The sequence below is a fragment of the Actinoplanes sp. NBC_00393 genome (genome assembly GCF_036053395.1).
In the GTDB taxonomy this organism is placed as follows: Bacteria; Actinomycetota; Actinomycetes; order Mycobacteriales; family Micromonosporaceae; genus Actinoplanes.
In genome coordinates this window covers 253,847-268,527 of the sequence record NZ_CP107942.1, presented here as the reverse complement: position 1 = coordinate 268,527, position 14,681 = coordinate 253,847, and the positions used below count along the sequence as shown (strand labels likewise).

General features: G+C 71.8%; 17 protein-coding genes. 8 read left to right on the top strand and 9 right to left on the bottom strand.

Features of this window, described 5'->3' with window-relative positions; genetic code table 11:
* Window positions 1-23: 23 nt before the first annotated feature.
* The 3 genes from OHA21_RS01160 to OHA21_RS01150 all read right to left on the bottom strand — a co-directional run bounded on the left by OHA21_RS01160 (window position 24) and on the right by OHA21_RS01150 (window position 3,144).
* The gene (locus OHA21_RS01160) at window positions 24-1,601 is read right to left on the bottom strand and encodes an ABC transporter permease (RefSeq protein WP_328469191.1); all 1,578 of its coding nucleotides are present in this window, start codon (window positions 1,599-1,601) and stop codon (window positions 24-26) included.
* An 85-nt stretch (window positions 1,602-1,686) separates the two neighbouring features.
* Complete coding sequence (locus OHA21_RS01155) at window positions 1,687-2,574, bottom strand: ABC transporter ATP-binding protein (protein WP_328469189.1); 888 nt, start codon at window positions 2,572-2,574, stop codon at window positions 1,687-1,689.
* Between the two features lie 48 nt (window positions 2,575-2,622).
* Entirely contained in the window at window positions 2,623-3,144 is a 522-nt protein-coding gene (locus OHA21_RS01150; protein ID WP_328469187.1) for a hypothetical protein, read from the bottom strand.
* A gap of 251 nt (window positions 3,145-3,395) precedes the next feature.
* Between OHA21_RS01150 and OHA21_RS01145 the strand changes: the two genes are divergently transcribed.
* Window positions 3,396-3,728 carry a hypothetical protein gene (locus tag OHA21_RS01145; protein ID WP_328469185.1) on the top strand — a complete coding sequence of 111 codons (333 nt, stop codon included), beginning with the start codon at window positions 3,396-3,398 and terminating at the stop codon, window positions 3,726-3,728.
* A 2-nt stretch (window positions 3,729-3,730) separates the two neighbouring features.
* Here the strand turns inward: OHA21_RS01145 and OHA21_RS01140 are convergent, their stop codons facing one another.
* Window positions 3,731-4,000 carry a hypothetical protein gene (locus OHA21_RS01140; protein WP_328469183.1) on the bottom strand — a complete coding sequence of 90 codons (270 nt, stop codon included), beginning with the start codon at window positions 3,998-4,000 and terminating at the stop codon, window positions 3,731-3,733.
* A 122-nt stretch (window positions 4,001-4,122) separates the two neighbouring features.
* Here OHA21_RS01140 and OHA21_RS01135 point away from each other — a divergent pair, with 122 nt between their 5' ends.
* Both OHA21_RS01135 and OHA21_RS01130 read left to right on the top strand, forming a co-directional pair.
* Window positions 4,123-4,755: a cysteine hydrolase family protein gene (locus OHA21_RS01135; RefSeq protein WP_328469181.1), complete on the top strand. Its 633-nt coding sequence runs from the start codon at window positions 4,123-4,125 to the stop codon at window positions 4,753-4,755.
* 19 nt (window positions 4,756-4,774) lie between these two features.
* Window positions 4,775-4,981, top strand: a complete 207-nt coding sequence (locus OHA21_RS01130; RefSeq protein ID WP_328469179.1) for a hypothetical protein — start codon at window positions 4,775-4,777, stop codon at window positions 4,979-4,981.
* 65 nt (window positions 4,982-5,046) lie between these two features.
* Here the strand turns inward: OHA21_RS01130 and OHA21_RS01125 are convergent, their stop codons facing one another.
* Both OHA21_RS01125 and OHA21_RS01120 read right to left on the bottom strand, forming a co-directional pair.
* Window positions 5,047-5,895: a hypothetical protein gene (locus OHA21_RS01125; RefSeq protein WP_328469177.1), complete on the bottom strand. Its 849-nt coding sequence runs from the start codon at window positions 5,893-5,895 to the stop codon at window positions 5,047-5,049.
* A 168-nt stretch (window positions 5,896-6,063) separates the two neighbouring features.
* Window positions 6,064-6,279, bottom strand: coding sequence for a hypothetical protein (locus OHA21_RS01120; RefSeq protein ID WP_328469175.1), 216 nt, complete (start codon window positions 6,277-6,279; stop codon window positions 6,064-6,066).
* Here OHA21_RS01120 and OHA21_RS01115 point away from each other — a divergent pair.
* The 4 genes from OHA21_RS01115 to OHA21_RS01100 all read left to right on the top strand — a co-directional run bounded on the left by OHA21_RS01115 (window position 6,278) and on the right by OHA21_RS01100 (window position 10,200).
* On the top strand, window positions 6,278-7,498 hold the full coding sequence (locus tag OHA21_RS01115) for an ATP-binding protein (RefSeq protein ID WP_328469173.1): 1,221 nt from the start codon (window positions 6,278-6,280) through the stop codon (window positions 7,496-7,498). The two genes, OHA21_RS01120 and OHA21_RS01115, sit on opposite strands and share 2 nt — an antisense overlap.
* Window positions 7,495-8,298: an SDR family oxidoreductase gene (locus OHA21_RS01110; protein WP_328469171.1), complete on the top strand. Its 804-nt coding sequence runs from the start codon at window positions 7,495-7,497 to the stop codon at window positions 8,296-8,298. Before OHA21_RS01115 ends, OHA21_RS01110 begins: the two co-directional genes overlap by 4 nt.
* 392 nt (window positions 8,299-8,690) lie before the next feature.
* Complete coding sequence (locus OHA21_RS01105) at window positions 8,691-9,287, top strand: DUF2510 domain-containing protein (protein WP_328469169.1); 597 nt, start codon at window positions 8,691-8,693, stop codon at window positions 9,285-9,287.
* Between the two features lie 559 nt (window positions 9,288-9,846).
* On the top strand, window positions 9,847-10,200 hold the full coding sequence (locus OHA21_RS01100) for a DUF1304 domain-containing protein (protein ID WP_328469167.1): 354 nt from the start codon (window positions 9,847-9,849) through the stop codon (window positions 10,198-10,200).
* A gap of 267 nt (window positions 10,201-10,467) precedes the next feature.
* On the opposite strand, the gene OHA21_RS01095 is transcribed toward OHA21_RS01100, so the two are convergent.
* Both OHA21_RS01095 and OHA21_RS01090 read right to left on the bottom strand, forming a co-directional pair.
* Window positions 10,468-11,115 (bottom strand): DUF402 domain-containing protein, encoded by a 648-nt coding sequence (locus tag OHA21_RS01095; protein ID WP_328469165.1) that lies wholly within the window; start codon window positions 11,113-11,115, stop codon window positions 10,468-10,470.
* Window positions 11,116-11,171: 56 nt separating this feature from the next.
* The gene (locus OHA21_RS01090) at window positions 11,172-12,266 is read right to left on the bottom strand and encodes a pyridoxal phosphate-dependent aminotransferase (RefSeq protein ID WP_328469163.1); all 1,095 of its coding nucleotides are present in this window, start codon (window positions 12,264-12,266) and stop codon (window positions 11,172-11,174) included.
* Window positions 12,267-12,329: 63 nt separating this feature from the next.
* Between OHA21_RS01090 and yczR the strand changes: the two genes are divergently transcribed.
* Window positions 12,330-13,754, top strand: coding sequence for an aminotransferase-like domain-containing protein (yczR, locus tag OHA21_RS01085; protein ID WP_328469161.1), 1,425 nt, complete (start codon window positions 12,330-12,332; stop codon window positions 13,752-13,754).
* Window positions 13,755-13,764: 10 nt separating this feature from the next.
* Here the strand turns inward: yczR and OHA21_RS01080 are convergent, their stop codons facing one another.
* Window positions 13,765-14,664 carry a GNAT family N-acetyltransferase gene (locus OHA21_RS01080; RefSeq protein ID WP_328469159.1) on the bottom strand — a complete coding sequence of 300 codons (900 nt, stop codon included), beginning with the start codon at window positions 14,662-14,664 and terminating at the stop codon, window positions 13,765-13,767.
* Window positions 14,665-14,681 lie beyond the last annotated feature (17 nt).

The window sequence follows — 14,681 nt, the reverse complement described above, 5'->3', positions numbered from 1 at the left end:
TCCCGCAACGCTTACCGCGACGCTCAGTAGCCGACGTCGCGGCGACGGAAGCCCGCGAAGCCGGCGGTGATCAGGGCCACGACCACGACGCCGACGACGATCAGAGGTGTGGCGGTCACCGATTCCAGGGGCGCGTCGGGCAGGTGGACGAAGGGCGAGGCCTGCTGCATCCACTCCGGCAGGTTGAACGAGTCGGCGAAGAGCTCGACCACGGCGCAGTAGCCGAGCGCGACCCAGCCGGCGACCGCCGCGGCGCGCGCCCACCAGCCGAGGCTCAGCGCGGCCACCGCCACGACCGCCCAGACCGCGGGCAGGTAGACCAGGGCCACCCCGGTCATCCGCACGGCCTGGCCGGGGTCGTTCACGGTCAGGCCGTACGCCAGGCCCTCGCCGAAGCCGGCGGCGAGCAGCACCAGCGCGCTGCCGGCCAGGGCGACGCCGAGGTGGCTGCCGAGCCAGGCGCCCCGGCTGACCGCGGTGGCCAGCAGCGGCTCGGCACGGCCGGCGGTCTCCTCGGCGCGCGCCCGCAGGGCCGCAGCCACGCCGAAGGCCGCGGCGAGCAGCGCGCCCATGGCGATGGTGAGAGCGAGGTACGCGTCGACGACATCGGACGCCCCGCCGGGCAGGAACTCGGACACCTCCGGGTTGTCGGCGAGGTACTGCTCGATGCTGTCACCCAGCGAGCCGTAGGCCGCCCCGAGCACACCCACCCCGAGCACCCAGCCGATCACGCTGCCCCGGTGCAGCCGCCAGGCCAGGCCGGTGGGAGTGCCCAGCGCCCACGACGCCCGCGGCGGACCCGGCCGGGACCGCACCAGACCGGCCCCGAAGTCGCGCCGGTCCAGGGCGACGATCGCGATGCCGGTCAGCAGGACGGCCGTACCGATCATCAGCAGCACCGGCCACCAGCGGTCCTGACCGTACGGAAAAGTGCGCTGACCCCAGCCGATCGGCGACGCCCAGGACAGCGCGGGGTTTCCGGCGTCGCCGGCGGCCCGCAGCATGTAGGCCGCACCGATCGCCACGCCGACCGCGCCGTAGACGCCCCGGGCGTGCTCGAACACCTGCGCGGCCACCGCGGTCAGCGCCGCGAAGACCAGCCCGACACCGGCGAGGGCCACGGCGACCAGCAGCGAACCGGCCGCCGGCAGGCCGGTGCCGACACCGATCGCGAAGATCGCCACGGCGACCGAGAGGTCGGCGAGCACGGCCAGCAGCAGGGCGGCCTGCAGCGGCGAGCGCCGGCCGACCCGGGCGGAGCGGATCAGCTCGGCCCGGCCGGTCTCCTCGTCGCCGCGGGTATGCCGGCCGACCAGGAACATGTTCATCAGGGCGACGATGATCGCGGCGAACGCGAAGATCTCGAAGACGATTTCGCCGCCGATGCTTTCGAGCAGCTCGACCGGGCCGCTCATGGCGATCACCGCGGTGTTGCCGCCGAGGGTGGCGCGCAGCGCGGCGAGCTCCTCGGGGGTGCCGTAGAGGTTCTGGCTCTGGGTGGACTGGATCAGGAACAGCAGCCCGGCGCCGCCGATCCACAACGGCAGCGCGACCCGGTCCCGGCGCAGGTTGAAGCTCAGCAGAATCCCGGTCCCGGTCATGCAGCGCCCTCCCTCGTCATGCCCTCCTGGCCCTCGCCTGCCAGGCCATAGGGCGGTGCGGCTGGGTGCCGCTCGGTGCAGTCGGTCATGACCCGTCGTCCCCGTAGTGGCGCAGGAACATCTCCTCCAGGGTGGGCGGTGTGCTGGTGATGCTGCGTACGCCCAAGGTCGCCAGCCGCTGCATGACCGGCTCCAGGCCCTGGGTGTCCACGTCGAACCGGGCGTGATGGTCCTCGAGGACCGCGTCGTGCACGCCCGGCAGGCCGTCCAGGCCGGTGACCGGGCGGGCGGTCTCCACCGAGATCGAGGTACGCGTGAGGTGCCGCAATTCGCGCAGCGTGCCCGACTCCACGGTGCGGCCCAGCCGGATGATGCTGACCCGGTCGCAGAGCGCCTCCACCTCGGCCAGGATGTGGCTGGACAGCAACACGGTCCGGCCCTCCGCCTTGACCTGGCGGACGCAGCGCTGGAACTCCGACTCCATCAGCGGGTCGAGGCCGCTGGTCGGCTCGTCGAGCAGCAGCAGTTCGGCATCGGACGCGAGCGCGGCGACCAGCGCCACCTTCTGCCGGTTGCCCTTCGAGTAGGCGCGGGCCTTCTTCGACGGGTCCAGATCGAAACGTTCGAGCAGTTCGTCGCGGCGTTTGCGGTCCAGGCCGCCGCGCAGCCGGCCGAGCACGTCGATCACCTCGCCGCCGGTGATGCCGGGCCAGAGGATCACGTCGCCGGGCACGTACGCCAAACGCCGGTGCAGGGCCACCGCGTCGGTCCACGGGTCGCCGCCGAGCAGTCGCACCGTTCCGGCGTCGGCACGCAGCAGGCCGAGCAGGACCCGGATGGTGGTGGTCTTGCCGCTGCCGTTGGGCCCGAGAAAGCCGTGCACCTCGCCCTCCTGCACGGTCAGGTCGAGCCCGTCCAGCGCGGTGGTCCGGCCGAAGGTCTTGGTCAGGCCGGAGATCGCAATCGCAGTCATCGCATCGCCCTTCCTCAATCACCTCCAGAGTGCGCCTTCTGCGCCAGTTCAGCGGCCCCGTGCCACCTCGATGGTCTGAAGCTTGCGGAAAGCGTTACGGAACTCGATGCGCGGCTTGCCGCAGCTGTCGGGCGGCACGCCGGGACGCAGCCAGCGGCCCTCGGCGTCGAGCAGGACCAGCCAGGGGACGTACGGCATGTCGTCGGTGCAGACCTCGGCGATGTGCGCCTCGGGCGGGAGCCGCAGCGTCGCCAGCAGGGCGGTCACGTCGCCGGCGCGTTCCTCGACGGTGACCATCCGGGAACCGCTCTGCTCGGCGCGGCAGATCACGGCGGCGACGGGCCGGAAGCCGTCGGGTACCGGCGGGAGTCGCAGGGCCTGCACACCGGCGAGATCGGACTGCGAGTCGGCGGCCGCGCACGACTCCCAGACCTGTGTGATCACCGGCGGGGCGGACGGCAGAGCGACGGTTGCGGTGGGCGGGGACGAGGTGGGGCTCTCGCTCCGGTTCGCGCAGCCGGCCAGGAACAGCGTGAAAACGATCACCAAGGCGGTCGACCGGGCAGCCATGGGTTCCTCCGATGTCGGTGACACCGGTGAGACGAGGGTGCCGCGGCCACGGTTCCCGTCTGCTCAAGCCCGGCGGCCGCGTCGAAGGCCGCGGCCACCTGCGTGGTCGCGTGGTAGCGAGGGACGGTCCGGGTTGGTGGGTGCGGCGTGCTCCCGTACCGAAGAAAGTGCGCAAGCGAAGCGCATCGGCCGACCCCGGGCTGATCTTTTCGGTCTGTGCCTGCCGGGGGTGGGCGTGCGATAGTCGGGGCATGGATCTTCCGACCCGGAGAGGCAGGGACAAGCCTGCTGTCCGGACCGACACGCACGTGGGCACCCCCGCGCCGGCGCAACGGCTGCCGGTGGGCAACTTCGGCGCCGAGCCGCTCTGTCTGTTGCTGGAGCCGATCGGGTCGGACTACTGGCTACGCCCGGGTGAGACGTTCATCGTGGTGGGCACCGGGGGCGAGCGGCAGTTCCGGGTCGACAGCGTGCCCGGCGAGGTGGTCGTGCACGTGCTGGAGGGCAATCCGGCCGACGTGAAGGTGGTGGACTCGGCGACCGGCTGGGTCCTGCCGAGCGGGCACGGCAGGACCAGGCGCTAGCCTCAGAACCACCTGCGGCGGTAGTGGCCGTGGTGCCGGTAGTGTCCGTGATGACGGTAATGACCGTGGTGACCGTAAGCACCGGGGTGGCCGTAGCCGCCATGATGTCCATACGCGCCCGGGTGGTGGTATCCGTAACCCTGGCTGCGGGCGATCCGGTGGTTCACCTCGCGCAGCAGGCCGTCGACAGCGGGGTTGTGGTGCTTCTGTGACGCCTTGTGAAGCTTCGACGCGACCATCCCGAGCACCATCCGCTTGAAGAAGCCACTCACCGGCACCGTCTCCTCTACCTCTGGCCGTTTCCTCAACGGTACGCGGCCACGTCCAGCCTGAGCTGTATGTTCCCTGTCGGTTGGCTGGACATGCGCGGGGCATCGGCGCAGCATGAGCTTTCATGTACACCGAGCCGAACTGGGCGGCCTCCGCGCTGGTCGTCATCGACATGCAGGTGGACTTCGCCGACGACGGGGCGCTGCCGATCGCCGGCACCGACGCGATCACGCCGAACGTGCGGCGGCTGGCCGAGGGATATCGCCAGGCCGGGCTGCCGATCGTGCACATCGTCCGGCTGTACGCGCCCGGCTCGTCGGACGTGGACCTGCCACGGCGGGCCTTCGTCGAGGGCGGCGGCGTCTCGGCGGCGCCGGGGACACCCGGATCGGCGGTGATCGCGGGGATCGCCGGGCCGGGTGATCCGCTGGCGGTCGACGCCGGCGTGCTGCTCGCCGGGGAGCCGCAGGCGCTGGGGAAGAACGAGATCGTGCTGTTCAAGCCGCGGTGGGGGGCGTTCTACCGGACGCCGCTGGAGGCGTGGCTGCGGGAACGGGACGTGGACACCGTGGTGGTCGCGGGCTGCAACCTGCCGAACTGTCCACGGGCCACGCTCTTCGAGGCGAGCGAGCGGGACTTTCGTACGGTGCTGGTCGGCGATGCGGTCTCGCAGGTCAGCGCGGAGCGGCTGACGGATCTGGCGGGCATAGGCGTGAACATTCTGCCCACCGGAGCGGTGCTCGGCCGGGTCGCCTGATCATGCGATGCTGCGGCGCATGGACCTGATGTCGATCGTCGGTCTCTGCGGACTGGCGGTGCTCGTGCTGATCGTGGTGGCCGGCTATCTGCGTGACCGGCGGCGGGGACGTGTTCGCGGGGAGGACTCCGGCGGCAACTTCGGGTCCGAGACGGACGGGAACCGGCATGCCGATTCCGGCTACGACGGTGACAGTGGCGGCGGAGGCGGGAGCGGCGGTGACTGAGCGGGCCTGCGTTTGAGGCGACCGCTCCCCGGCGTTTCTGCCAGGGAGCGGTCCGCGGCGCTCCGCTACTTGCGCGTGGTGGCTGCCTCTTCCTCCTGGCCGGCCTCTGCGCCGGCCTCTTCACCAGCGCCGGCCTCCTCGCCCGCTTCTTCACCGGCACCGGCTTCCTCGCCGGCGCCCGCTTCCTCGCCCGCGCCGGCCTCTTCCTCGGCGCCGGCTGCGGCGGCCTTGGCGTCGGCGAGCGCCAGGCAGGCCTGGAGCAGGCCCTGCTGGGCGGCGGCGACAGCCTCGGCAGCGGCGCCCGCGTCCTCGGCGGCGCCCTCCTCACCGGCTGCGCCCTCCTCGCCCGCGGCACCTTCCTCGCCCGCGGCGCCCTCTTCGCCCGCGGCGCCTTCCTCGGCCGCGCCCTTGCCCTTGCCGTTGGCCGCGCCGTTGCCGTTGGCGGCCTTCCTCAGCGCCTTGGCCCACTTCTTGGCCAGGGCCTTACGTTCCTTCTTGGCCTCGGCGGCGCTCTGCTCCTCCTCGCCGGCCGCCTCCTCACCGGCTTCCGCACCGGCGTCCTCGCCACCGGCCTCGCCCTCCGCGGCCGCGATGTCCGCCACGAACTGGTCGCACGCCGCCTCGAGGGCGATCGCCGCGGCCGCTGCCGCGTCGCCGGCGCCCTGCTCCTCGATCGGCGCCAGCTCCTCGCCGTCACACACCACGGCGCCGGCGTTGATCTGCAGCTCGGCGCACTGGGAGACGTCGAACTGCTGCCCGTCCACGTTGATCACGTCCGCGGCCTTGGCCTCGGTGCCGGCCGACGCCAGCTGCACCCCGGTCACTCCGGTCGCCAGCAACACCCCCGCGACCGCTACCGCGCCGATCGTCTTGCGCCGGCTGCTCTGGTCGCCTCGGTACTTGCGCGCCCTCATGCTCACTCCTCGTCGTTGGACTTCGGTGTGCCCGGTCGGGGGCCAGTACGGGCGGCGGGTCGCGTGCGGTTCAACACAATTCGCCGCAAGACCCCTGCAAGATCGTTTATTGAATGGCGAAAGCCCAGGTCAGCGCCTTGAACGAGGACCTTGAAAAAGTCCGGTAATTCATGCCCCCGATTGCGCCGATCCGTGATGATGGGGCCCATGGACGAGCGTGCGGACGGTTTCGTTGCCAGCTTCCAGGCGTTCCTCGACGAGGTCGTGTTCGTGCACCGGGGCCGGCGCGGCGACGAGCCGAGCCTGGTCGCCGCCCTGACCGGGCATCTCGGCGCCGATCCGCGGAAGCTGCCGGTGGTACACCGAGGAGCTGCCGTCGCACATGTTCGTCGACCTCGACGTGGCGCTCACCGAGGTGCAGGACGGCTCGCCGGAGTCCCGGCTGCTCGGCATCGGCGGCGGTGAGCAGCGCAAGCACAACTCGCTGAGCGAAATCATCGACCATTCCGAGCGGCACGGTAACTTCCCGGTCGCCGCCGTCGACTACCACAGCATCGCGACCGGGCCGGACACCACCCGGCAGGCGATCTCGTTCGGGCTGCGGCTGTTCACCTTCGACGGTGCCCCGGTCGCTGTGCTGCAGCGCGCCGCCGAAGCGCGGTTCGGGCAGCCCAAGGCCCAGATGGACGTGCTCACCGCGGCCGACGGGGTGGCGGCCCGGCTGATCGCCCGGGTCCGGGAGCTGATGCTGCTCCGGTCGGTGCTGCGCGGGCAGGTGCTGTCGCTGGGCGGCTCGGACTACGAGCCCGGGGTCGGCGACATCGTCTTCCACCGGCGGCCGGCCCTGACGGCGGACCAGATCATCCTGCCGCCCGGCATCCTGGACCGGATCGTGCGGCACGTCGCCGGCGTGGCCACCCACCGCGACCGGCTGCGCGCGGCGGGCCAGCACCTCAAGCGCGGCCTGCTGCTCTACGGCCCGCCCGGCACCGGCAAGACGCACACCGTACGGTATCTGCTCGGAGCCCTGCCCGAGGTCACCGTGATCCTGCTGGCCGGGCCGTCCATCGCGTACATCGCGGAGGCCGCCCAGATGGCGCGGGCGCTGCAGCCGGCGCTCGTGGTCCTGGAGGACTGTGACCTGGTCGCGGAGAGCCGGGACCACCATGCCGGGGCGCAGCCGCTGCTGTTCGCCGTGCTGGAGGCGCTCGACGGTCTCAGCGACGACGCCGACGTGGCGTTCCTGCTCACCACCAACCGCGTCGACGTGCTGGAACCCGCCCTGGCACAGCGGCCCGGCCGGGTCGACCTGGCCGTCGAGGTGCCGCTGCCGGACGCCGGGGCGCGCCGCAGTCTGATCGCGCTCTACGCGCGCGGCATCACGTTCGGCGCCGCCACACTGGACCGGGCGGCGGAACGTTCGGCGGGCATCACCGCGTCGTTCGCCAAGGAGCTGGTACGCCGGGCGGTGCTGATGGCCGCCGAAGCCGGGCACGAGCCGGGCGACACCGACCTGGAAGCGGCCCTGGACGAGATGCTCGCCGAGAGCGAGTCGATCACCCGGTCGCTGCTCGGCGCGCAGCCCGATAGTGTGCGGCCATGACTCGCACCGCTCTGGTCACCGGCGCCTCGTCCGGCATCGGCAAGGCGACCGCGGCCGCGCTGGCCACCCGCGGCTACCGGGTGATCGGCACCAGCCGCAAACCGGAGTCGCTCGCCGACGACCAGCGGGCGCCCGGCGTGGAATATGTGGCGCTCGACCTCACCGACGACGCCTCGATCGAGGCCCTGGCGGACCAGCTGGCCGGCGTGGACGTGCTGGTCAACAACGCCGGGGAGAGCCAGTCCGGCCCGTTCGAGGAACTACCGGTCGACGCGTTGCGCCGGCTGTTCCAGATCAACGTGATCGGACCGGTGCGGCTGGCCCAGCTGACGCTGCCGGGAATGCGCGAGCGCGGCTACGGCCGGGTCGTCATGATCGGGTCGATGCTGGCGTCGTTCCCGCTGGCCTACCGCTCGTCCTACGTGGCGACGAAGGCGGCGATCAAGGGCTTCAGCAACGGCGCCCGGCATGAGTACTCGCCGTACGGAGTGTGGCTGACCACCGTCGAACCCGGCTCGATCAGCACCGGGATCAGCGAGCGGCGCACCAAGTACATCGCGCCGGACTCGCCGCACCGCCCCGAGTTCGAGAGGATGCTGGCCGCCCTGGATCGCAACGAGAAGGCTGGGGTCAGCGCCGAGCGTGTCGCCGCGACCATCGTCGCCGCGATCGAGGCTGACCGGCCGAAGCAGCGGTACGCGGTCGGCAGCAACGCCCCGCTGGTTTTCGGCCTGCGCCGCCTGCTGCCGGCCGGCATCGTCGAGAAGGTCACGCACCGCAAGCACGACCTGTCCCGCTGAGCGCTGCAGGCTGCGTGCTGCGGTCCGCGGGCTGCGGTCCGCGGGCCGCGGACTGCGGACTGCGGGCTGCGGGTCCGCCGGTCCGCCGGTCCGCCGGAATTGTCGGATCCCTTTGCCGGCCCGCACCACCGCCTCCGCCTGCGGCTGCCGAGCAGCGGAATTGACGGCCGGGCATCGCCGAATGGCCTAAGCCGGAATGGTTAGTCTCTTCGGTCAGGCCGGATTCGCGATCATCCCAGGGCCGCGCTGCGGACGGCTTTGCCGAGTGGCATACAGAGACGGATTCGATCGGCGGACCTTGCGACGGCCCCATTTTCGCCGTTAGATTTCTGCGCGACCGGCGCATTTGTCGAAGCGACCGGAAAATGATCGAATGCGCTCTGGGGAGAGTCATGCGCAACTTGCTGCTCAGATTAGGAACCATGTGGGTCGGCATGGTCACGGTGATGGTCGGTTTCTCGATCATGGCCGGGTCCGGAAGCGCCGCGGGCGGCGGCGCGGGCGCCCTCTTCGGTGGCGTCGTCCTGTGGCTGTTCTCGCTGCTCATCGGCCTGGCGTTGAGCGCGCCGGCATTCCTGAACCCGCCGGACGACAACGGGGGCATGTGGGCCTTCGTCGTTCCGCTGCCGTTCTGGCTGTTCCTGATGATGATGAAGCTGATTTCGCGAATCGGTTTCTACGTTCTGCTCGGCGCCTGGATCCTGATCTTCAAATTCTGGGACAACCGGCAGAACAAGAAGCTGCCGGCATTCAGCAATATGCCGCAGCAGGCGGCTGGGCCGGCGCCTTTCGGCGGACCGAACCCTTATGCCGCCCAGGCGCCATTCGGCGGCACCGGGGCGAATGTGCCCGGGCCGCGGACGCCGGGCCTGCCGGCAGCCTCCTGGCAGCCCGACCCGACCGGCCGCTACGGGCACCGCTGGTGGGACGGCACACGCTGGACAGACCGCGTCGCCAACGGCACCGTGCAGGCCACCGACCCGGTCTGAGCGGTCGGGCCAGTCACCAGTCGCCGGCGGCCGACCCCGGCCCTGGCTCTGGCCCCGCCCCGGCCCTGGCTCTGGCCCCGCCCCGGCCCTGGCTCTGGCCCCGCCCCGGCCCTGGCTCTGGCCCCCGCCCCGGCCCTTTGCCCCGGCCCTTTGCCCCGGCCCTGGCCACGGCCCCCTGCCCCGGCCCGGCCGCCGCTGCGGCCCTGGCCATGATCCTGGGCCCGGCCCTGGGCCCCGGTCCCGGCCCCGGCCCTGGTCCTGGTCCTGGGCCCCGACCCTGGTCCTGGTCCCGGTCCCGGTCCCGGTCCCGGTCCCGGTCCCGGTCCCGGTCCTGGTCTTGGCCATGATCCTGGGCCCGGTCCTGGGCTCCGACCCTGGCCCCGGTCCTAGCCCTGATCCTGGGCCCGGTCCCGGGCCCCGACCTCGGCCAGGGCTCTGGCTCCGGCTCCGGCCCGAGCCCTGGATCTGGGCCCCGCATCCGGCCACGCGCCAGCAGTCAGCGAGCCAGCCAGCCAGCCAGCCAGCCAGCCGAAGCTGATCATGCGGATAGGGTGTCGCGGTGATCATCATCGCGAACGTGCTGGTGGCGCTGGTTGCGCTGATCCACGCCTACATCCTGGTCCTGGAGATGTTCCTGTGGACGAGCGCGCGGGGCCGGGCCGCGTTCGGCCTCACCGCGGAGTTCGCGGAGCAGACCAAGGTGCTGGCCGCCAATCAGGGCCTCTACAACGGGTTCCTGGCCGCCGGTCTGATCTGGGGCCTGGTCGCCGACGACCAGGCCGCCAAGATCTTCTTCCTGGTGTGTGTGGCAGTGGCCGGCGCTTACGGGGCGGCCACCGCGAGCCGGCGTATCCTGTTCGTGCAGACCGTCCCGGCCGTGCTCGCCCTCGGCGCCGTCCTTCTGGCCGGCTGACAGCCCGGCCGCGGGTGAGGTTGGGCCAGCACAACGGCAACGACGAAGGCGCCGAAGTCACCGATGCCGACGCCAAGGCCGACGCCAAGGTCGACGCCAAGGTCGACGCCAAGGCCGAGGCCGAGGCCGAGGCCGAGGCCGAGGTCAAGGTCGAAACCGAAGCCGAAGCCGAAGCCGAAACCGAAGCCGACGCCGACGCCGACGCCGACGCCGACGCCGACGCCGACGATCAGGGCCGAGGCGCCGCCATGCTGGGAGAGGACGGCATCACCGTGCCCGGTCCCACCCAGCCGGCAGGTCCAACGGCAGTGGCGGCCAATCCGGGTCCGGCCGGAAGTCGCACCACGTGCCATCGAACGGGAACGCACCAGCCTCGGCCAACGCGATCACCTCCTTGCCCGCCCGCCGGACCCGTTCCTCGTCATCGACCCAGTACGAGTCCGGCATAGCGAGCCGTGCCACGAACTCCTCCTCGTCCTTCCACCGCCAACCGCGATCCGGCTCGATCACCACGTCGAGGTCCCAGTCGGTGGTGTCCAGCCCGGCCAGGTCGCCGGCCCGCCAGGTGACTGCGGGGGCCTCCAGGTTCGCGTACCACCGGTAGAACGTGCCGTCCGGCCGGAAGAACCAGCGGATCGAGTAGTCCCGCCCGTACGGGTGCCAGCTGAGCACGCCGTGGTCGACGGTGTGCGGCACCGGCACCCGTGGCGACGCCGACCATTCGGGCAGCGGGGTCTGCGCCATGCCGCGACCGTCGGTCATGTTGAAGTGCCAGCCCTGAGTGCCGGCCGGCGCCCACAGCAGCACCGCATCCTCATGGCCGGCGACCGCCTGGAACGGGAAGATCAGCCCGATCTGCTGCCGCTGCAGATGTCGCAGGTAGACGGTTTCCCCGGAATCGAACTGGACACCCATGCGGCCACGCTATCCGGTGACACCGAACGCCTGACCGGAAGGCGTCGGCGTTGCGCTCACGACGAGAGGGACAGCGCCTCTGCGACGCGGCTGAGGGCTTCGCTGAACTCGGCGGGCGACAGGTGCCCGAAGCCGAGGCGGAACACCCGGTCGTCCTCGCCGAACCAGGAGCCGGGCGAGACCCGGGTCTCCCGTTCGGCGAGCCGGGCATAGAAGCGGGCCACATCGATCTCGGGACGCAGGCGCACGCAGCTCAGCGGCCCGCCGTCCGGCACGACCAGGTCGACCGGCTGGTCCGCGGCCCAGCGGCGCAGCTCGCCGAGCTGCTCGCCGAGGAACTTGGTGCGCGGCGCGAGGATCTCGGCGCGCCGCTGCAGCACGCGGGTGGCCAGGAACTCGTCCACACCGGAGCAGGCGATCGTGGTGACGAACTCGGCTTCGCGCAGGCGGGCGTACAGGGTCTGATCGGTTGCGGTCAGCCAGCCGAGACGCAGGCCGGGGGCGCCGTGCGCTTTGGAGACCGAGGAGCAGGTGACCACGCCGGGCAGGACGGCGGCTGACGGGGGCACGGGCGCGTCGGCGTACGTCGATTCCCGGTAGGTCTCGTCCACCAGGACCACCGCCTGCGGCGCGCGTTCGCGCACCGCCGCGAGGAGTTCACGCACCTCACTCTCGGTGACGCGCACACCGGAGGGATTCTGTGGAGAAGCAAGAGAGACCAGCCGGGTACGCGGCCCGAGCGCCGCCACGACCCGGTCCAGGGGCAGCCGGTATCCGTCGTCGAAGGTGGCCGCCACCAGGTCGAGGTGCGCGCCGAGACCTTCCGGAACGGTCCGGGCCGGCGGGAAGCAGGGTGTCACCAGCAGCACCCGGTCGCCGGGCCCGCAGACCGCCTGGGCCAGCAGGAACATCGCCTCGATCGCACCGACGGTGACCAGCACCTGGTCGGCGTTCACCCCGGCGTCGGCGGCGATCAGTTCCCGCAGCCGGGCGTCGCCGCGGGTAGTGCCGTAGCCGAGCGGGATCGCCGCGAGCTCGCCCGGCTCGGCCAGGTCACCGAGGGACACCGGCGGGCAGGTGCTCTCGGCCAGGTCGTAGCGGTAGTGGTCGTCGATCAGCGCGGTCATGGCGTTCGGTGCGAACTCGGTCATGAACCCATCGTCGGCATTACGGCTCTCGATCGGCAGAGCCAATGCCGCTAGATTGGTCTGCTGATGGAGCCAATCAGTCTGGTCGAGCGTCTCGGGCGGTGGTCGTCCGGGCGCGGCGCGCTGTATCTGCTGCTCGCGGCCCGGATCCGTACCCTGATCGACGAGGGCGAGCTGCCGCCGGGCGCGCTCCTGCCACCGGATCGGGTCCTGGCAACGGCGCTTTCCGTGGGCCGCAGCACGGTCGTCGCGGCCTACGACCTGCTGTGCGGCGAGGGGCGCATCGTGCGGCGGCAGGGCAGCGGGACCCGGGTGGCCGGGCCGCCGGTCGCCACCTCCCGCCCGACCACCGAGGCGCCGGCCTTCCTGCACCTGCTCGAACCCCGCGACGGCGTGATCATGCTGGCCTGCGCGGCGCCGGACGCGCCACCGGAGGAGCTGATCTCGGCGTACACGCGCACGCTCCCCCAACTGGCCGGCATCGCCGGCGACATCGGCTACCACCCGATGGGACACCTCACCCTGCGTGAGGCCATCGCGGATCGTTACACGGCTCGCGGACTGGCCTGCGACCCCGACCGGATCCTGGTCACCACCGGCGGCCAGCAGGCCCTGACGCTACTGGCCAGGGCCTTGATCCGGCCCGGCGACCGGGTGCTCGTGCAGGCGCCGACCTACTTCGGGGCGCTCGAGGCGTTCCGCGAGGAGGGCGCGGTGCTGCGCACGCTGCCGGTCACCCTGAGTGGCTTCGCTTCCGCACTGCAGGAGCAGAAACCCGTGCTTGCGTACGCCGTAAGCACCTTCCACAATCCCACCGGAACCGTCCTGCCGTCCCCGGTCCGGCAGCGGCTCGCGCAAGCGTCCGCCGCGGCCGGGATCCCGCTGATCGAGGACGAGGCCCTCGCCGACCTGGGCTTCCCGGACGTGCCGGTGCCGCCGCCGATCGCCGCCCACCACGACGACGTGATCAGCATCGGGTCGCTGAGCAAGGTCGCGTGGGGCGGCCTGCGCGTCGGCTGGGTACGCGCACCCGCCTCGGTGATCGCCCGGCTGGCGCGGATGCGTACCGTGCTGGATCTCGGTGGCAACGTCCCGGCCCAGCTGGCTGCCGCCGACCTGCTTCCCCGCCTTGCTCCGCTGATGCGGCGGACCGCCCTGGAGCGCCGGGCCCGCCACGATCATTTGCGGTCTGAGTTGGCCCGGCATCTGCCGTCGTGGGAGGCGCCGGCGGTCCCGGGCGGGCAGACGCTGTGGGTGCGGCTGCCGCACGGGGACGGGCGGTCGTTCGCGCAGCAGGCGCTGCGGCACGGTGTGGCGGTGCTGCCCGGCGCCGGCCTGGACCCCACCGGAGCAGGCGACGGATACCTGCGGCTGCACTTCCTGGCCGAGCCGCAGGAGTTGAGCGAAGCGGTCCGCCGGCTGGCGGCCGCGTGGCGGGAGTATCAGGCCCGGCCCAGCCAGGCCACCTACCCGCCGCCGATGGCCGTGTAGTCCCTTTCGGTCAGGCCAGCTCGAGGATGATGCGGTAGCCGGTCTCCTCGCCGTCCGGGGCATGCTCGCGGATGATCTCGACGATCAGGTCGAACAGGGTCTCCCCTTCCCCACGTTGCGCGGCGCGGAGCCGTGCCTCGATGCCGGCCCGGTTGGTGGGGTGGCAGGACTGCAGGGTCCGTCGCAGCCAGTGGGCCATCGCCGGATGGCCGAGCACGCTGCGGGACCGTTCCGAGTCGACCCACCGCAGCGTCCAGGTGGTCTCCGGCGTGCCGAAACCACCGCGCAGGATGTCGTTGAAGGCGTCCAGGTTCCCGTTCCAGGTGTGGTGGCAGAGCAGCGTATTGAACTCGCCGACGAAACCGTCGAAATCGTCGAACGCCGCGCCGTCGATGACCCGGACCGGAGGTTCGGGGCTGACGTAGACCCACAGGTCGAGCACGGTGTCCGCGTCGAGCGGCTCGTGCAGTTCGCCGACGCGCTCCCAGCCCTCGGACTCGTAGAGGGCGACCGCCGGTCCCAGGCGCTGACCGACGTCGAGGACGGCACGCCGGCCGAGCTTCGGCGCTTCAGCGGTGGCGTGCCGCAGCAGACGGCGGCCGAGACCGGTACGGCGCTGCTCCGGGGCGACGAAGAGCCGGGCCACCAGCGCGAGCCGGTCGACCGGGAGACCGGTGGCACGGGCGGCGACGTCCAGGGTCGGGCTCTCGGCCGGGGTGCGCAGCGCGACGTGCCCGACGATGACACCGTCCGACTCGGCCACCCAGGCGCCTGCTTCCCGCCCGGCGACCGGGGTGAGGAAGCCCGGATCGAGGCGCATCGGATAGCCGTCGGCATGGTGCACACGCGTCACCAGTTCGAGGCAGGCAGCGGCATCGGCAGCGGTCTTCTCCCGGATCTCCACAACCACGGCCGGATCGTATGCGC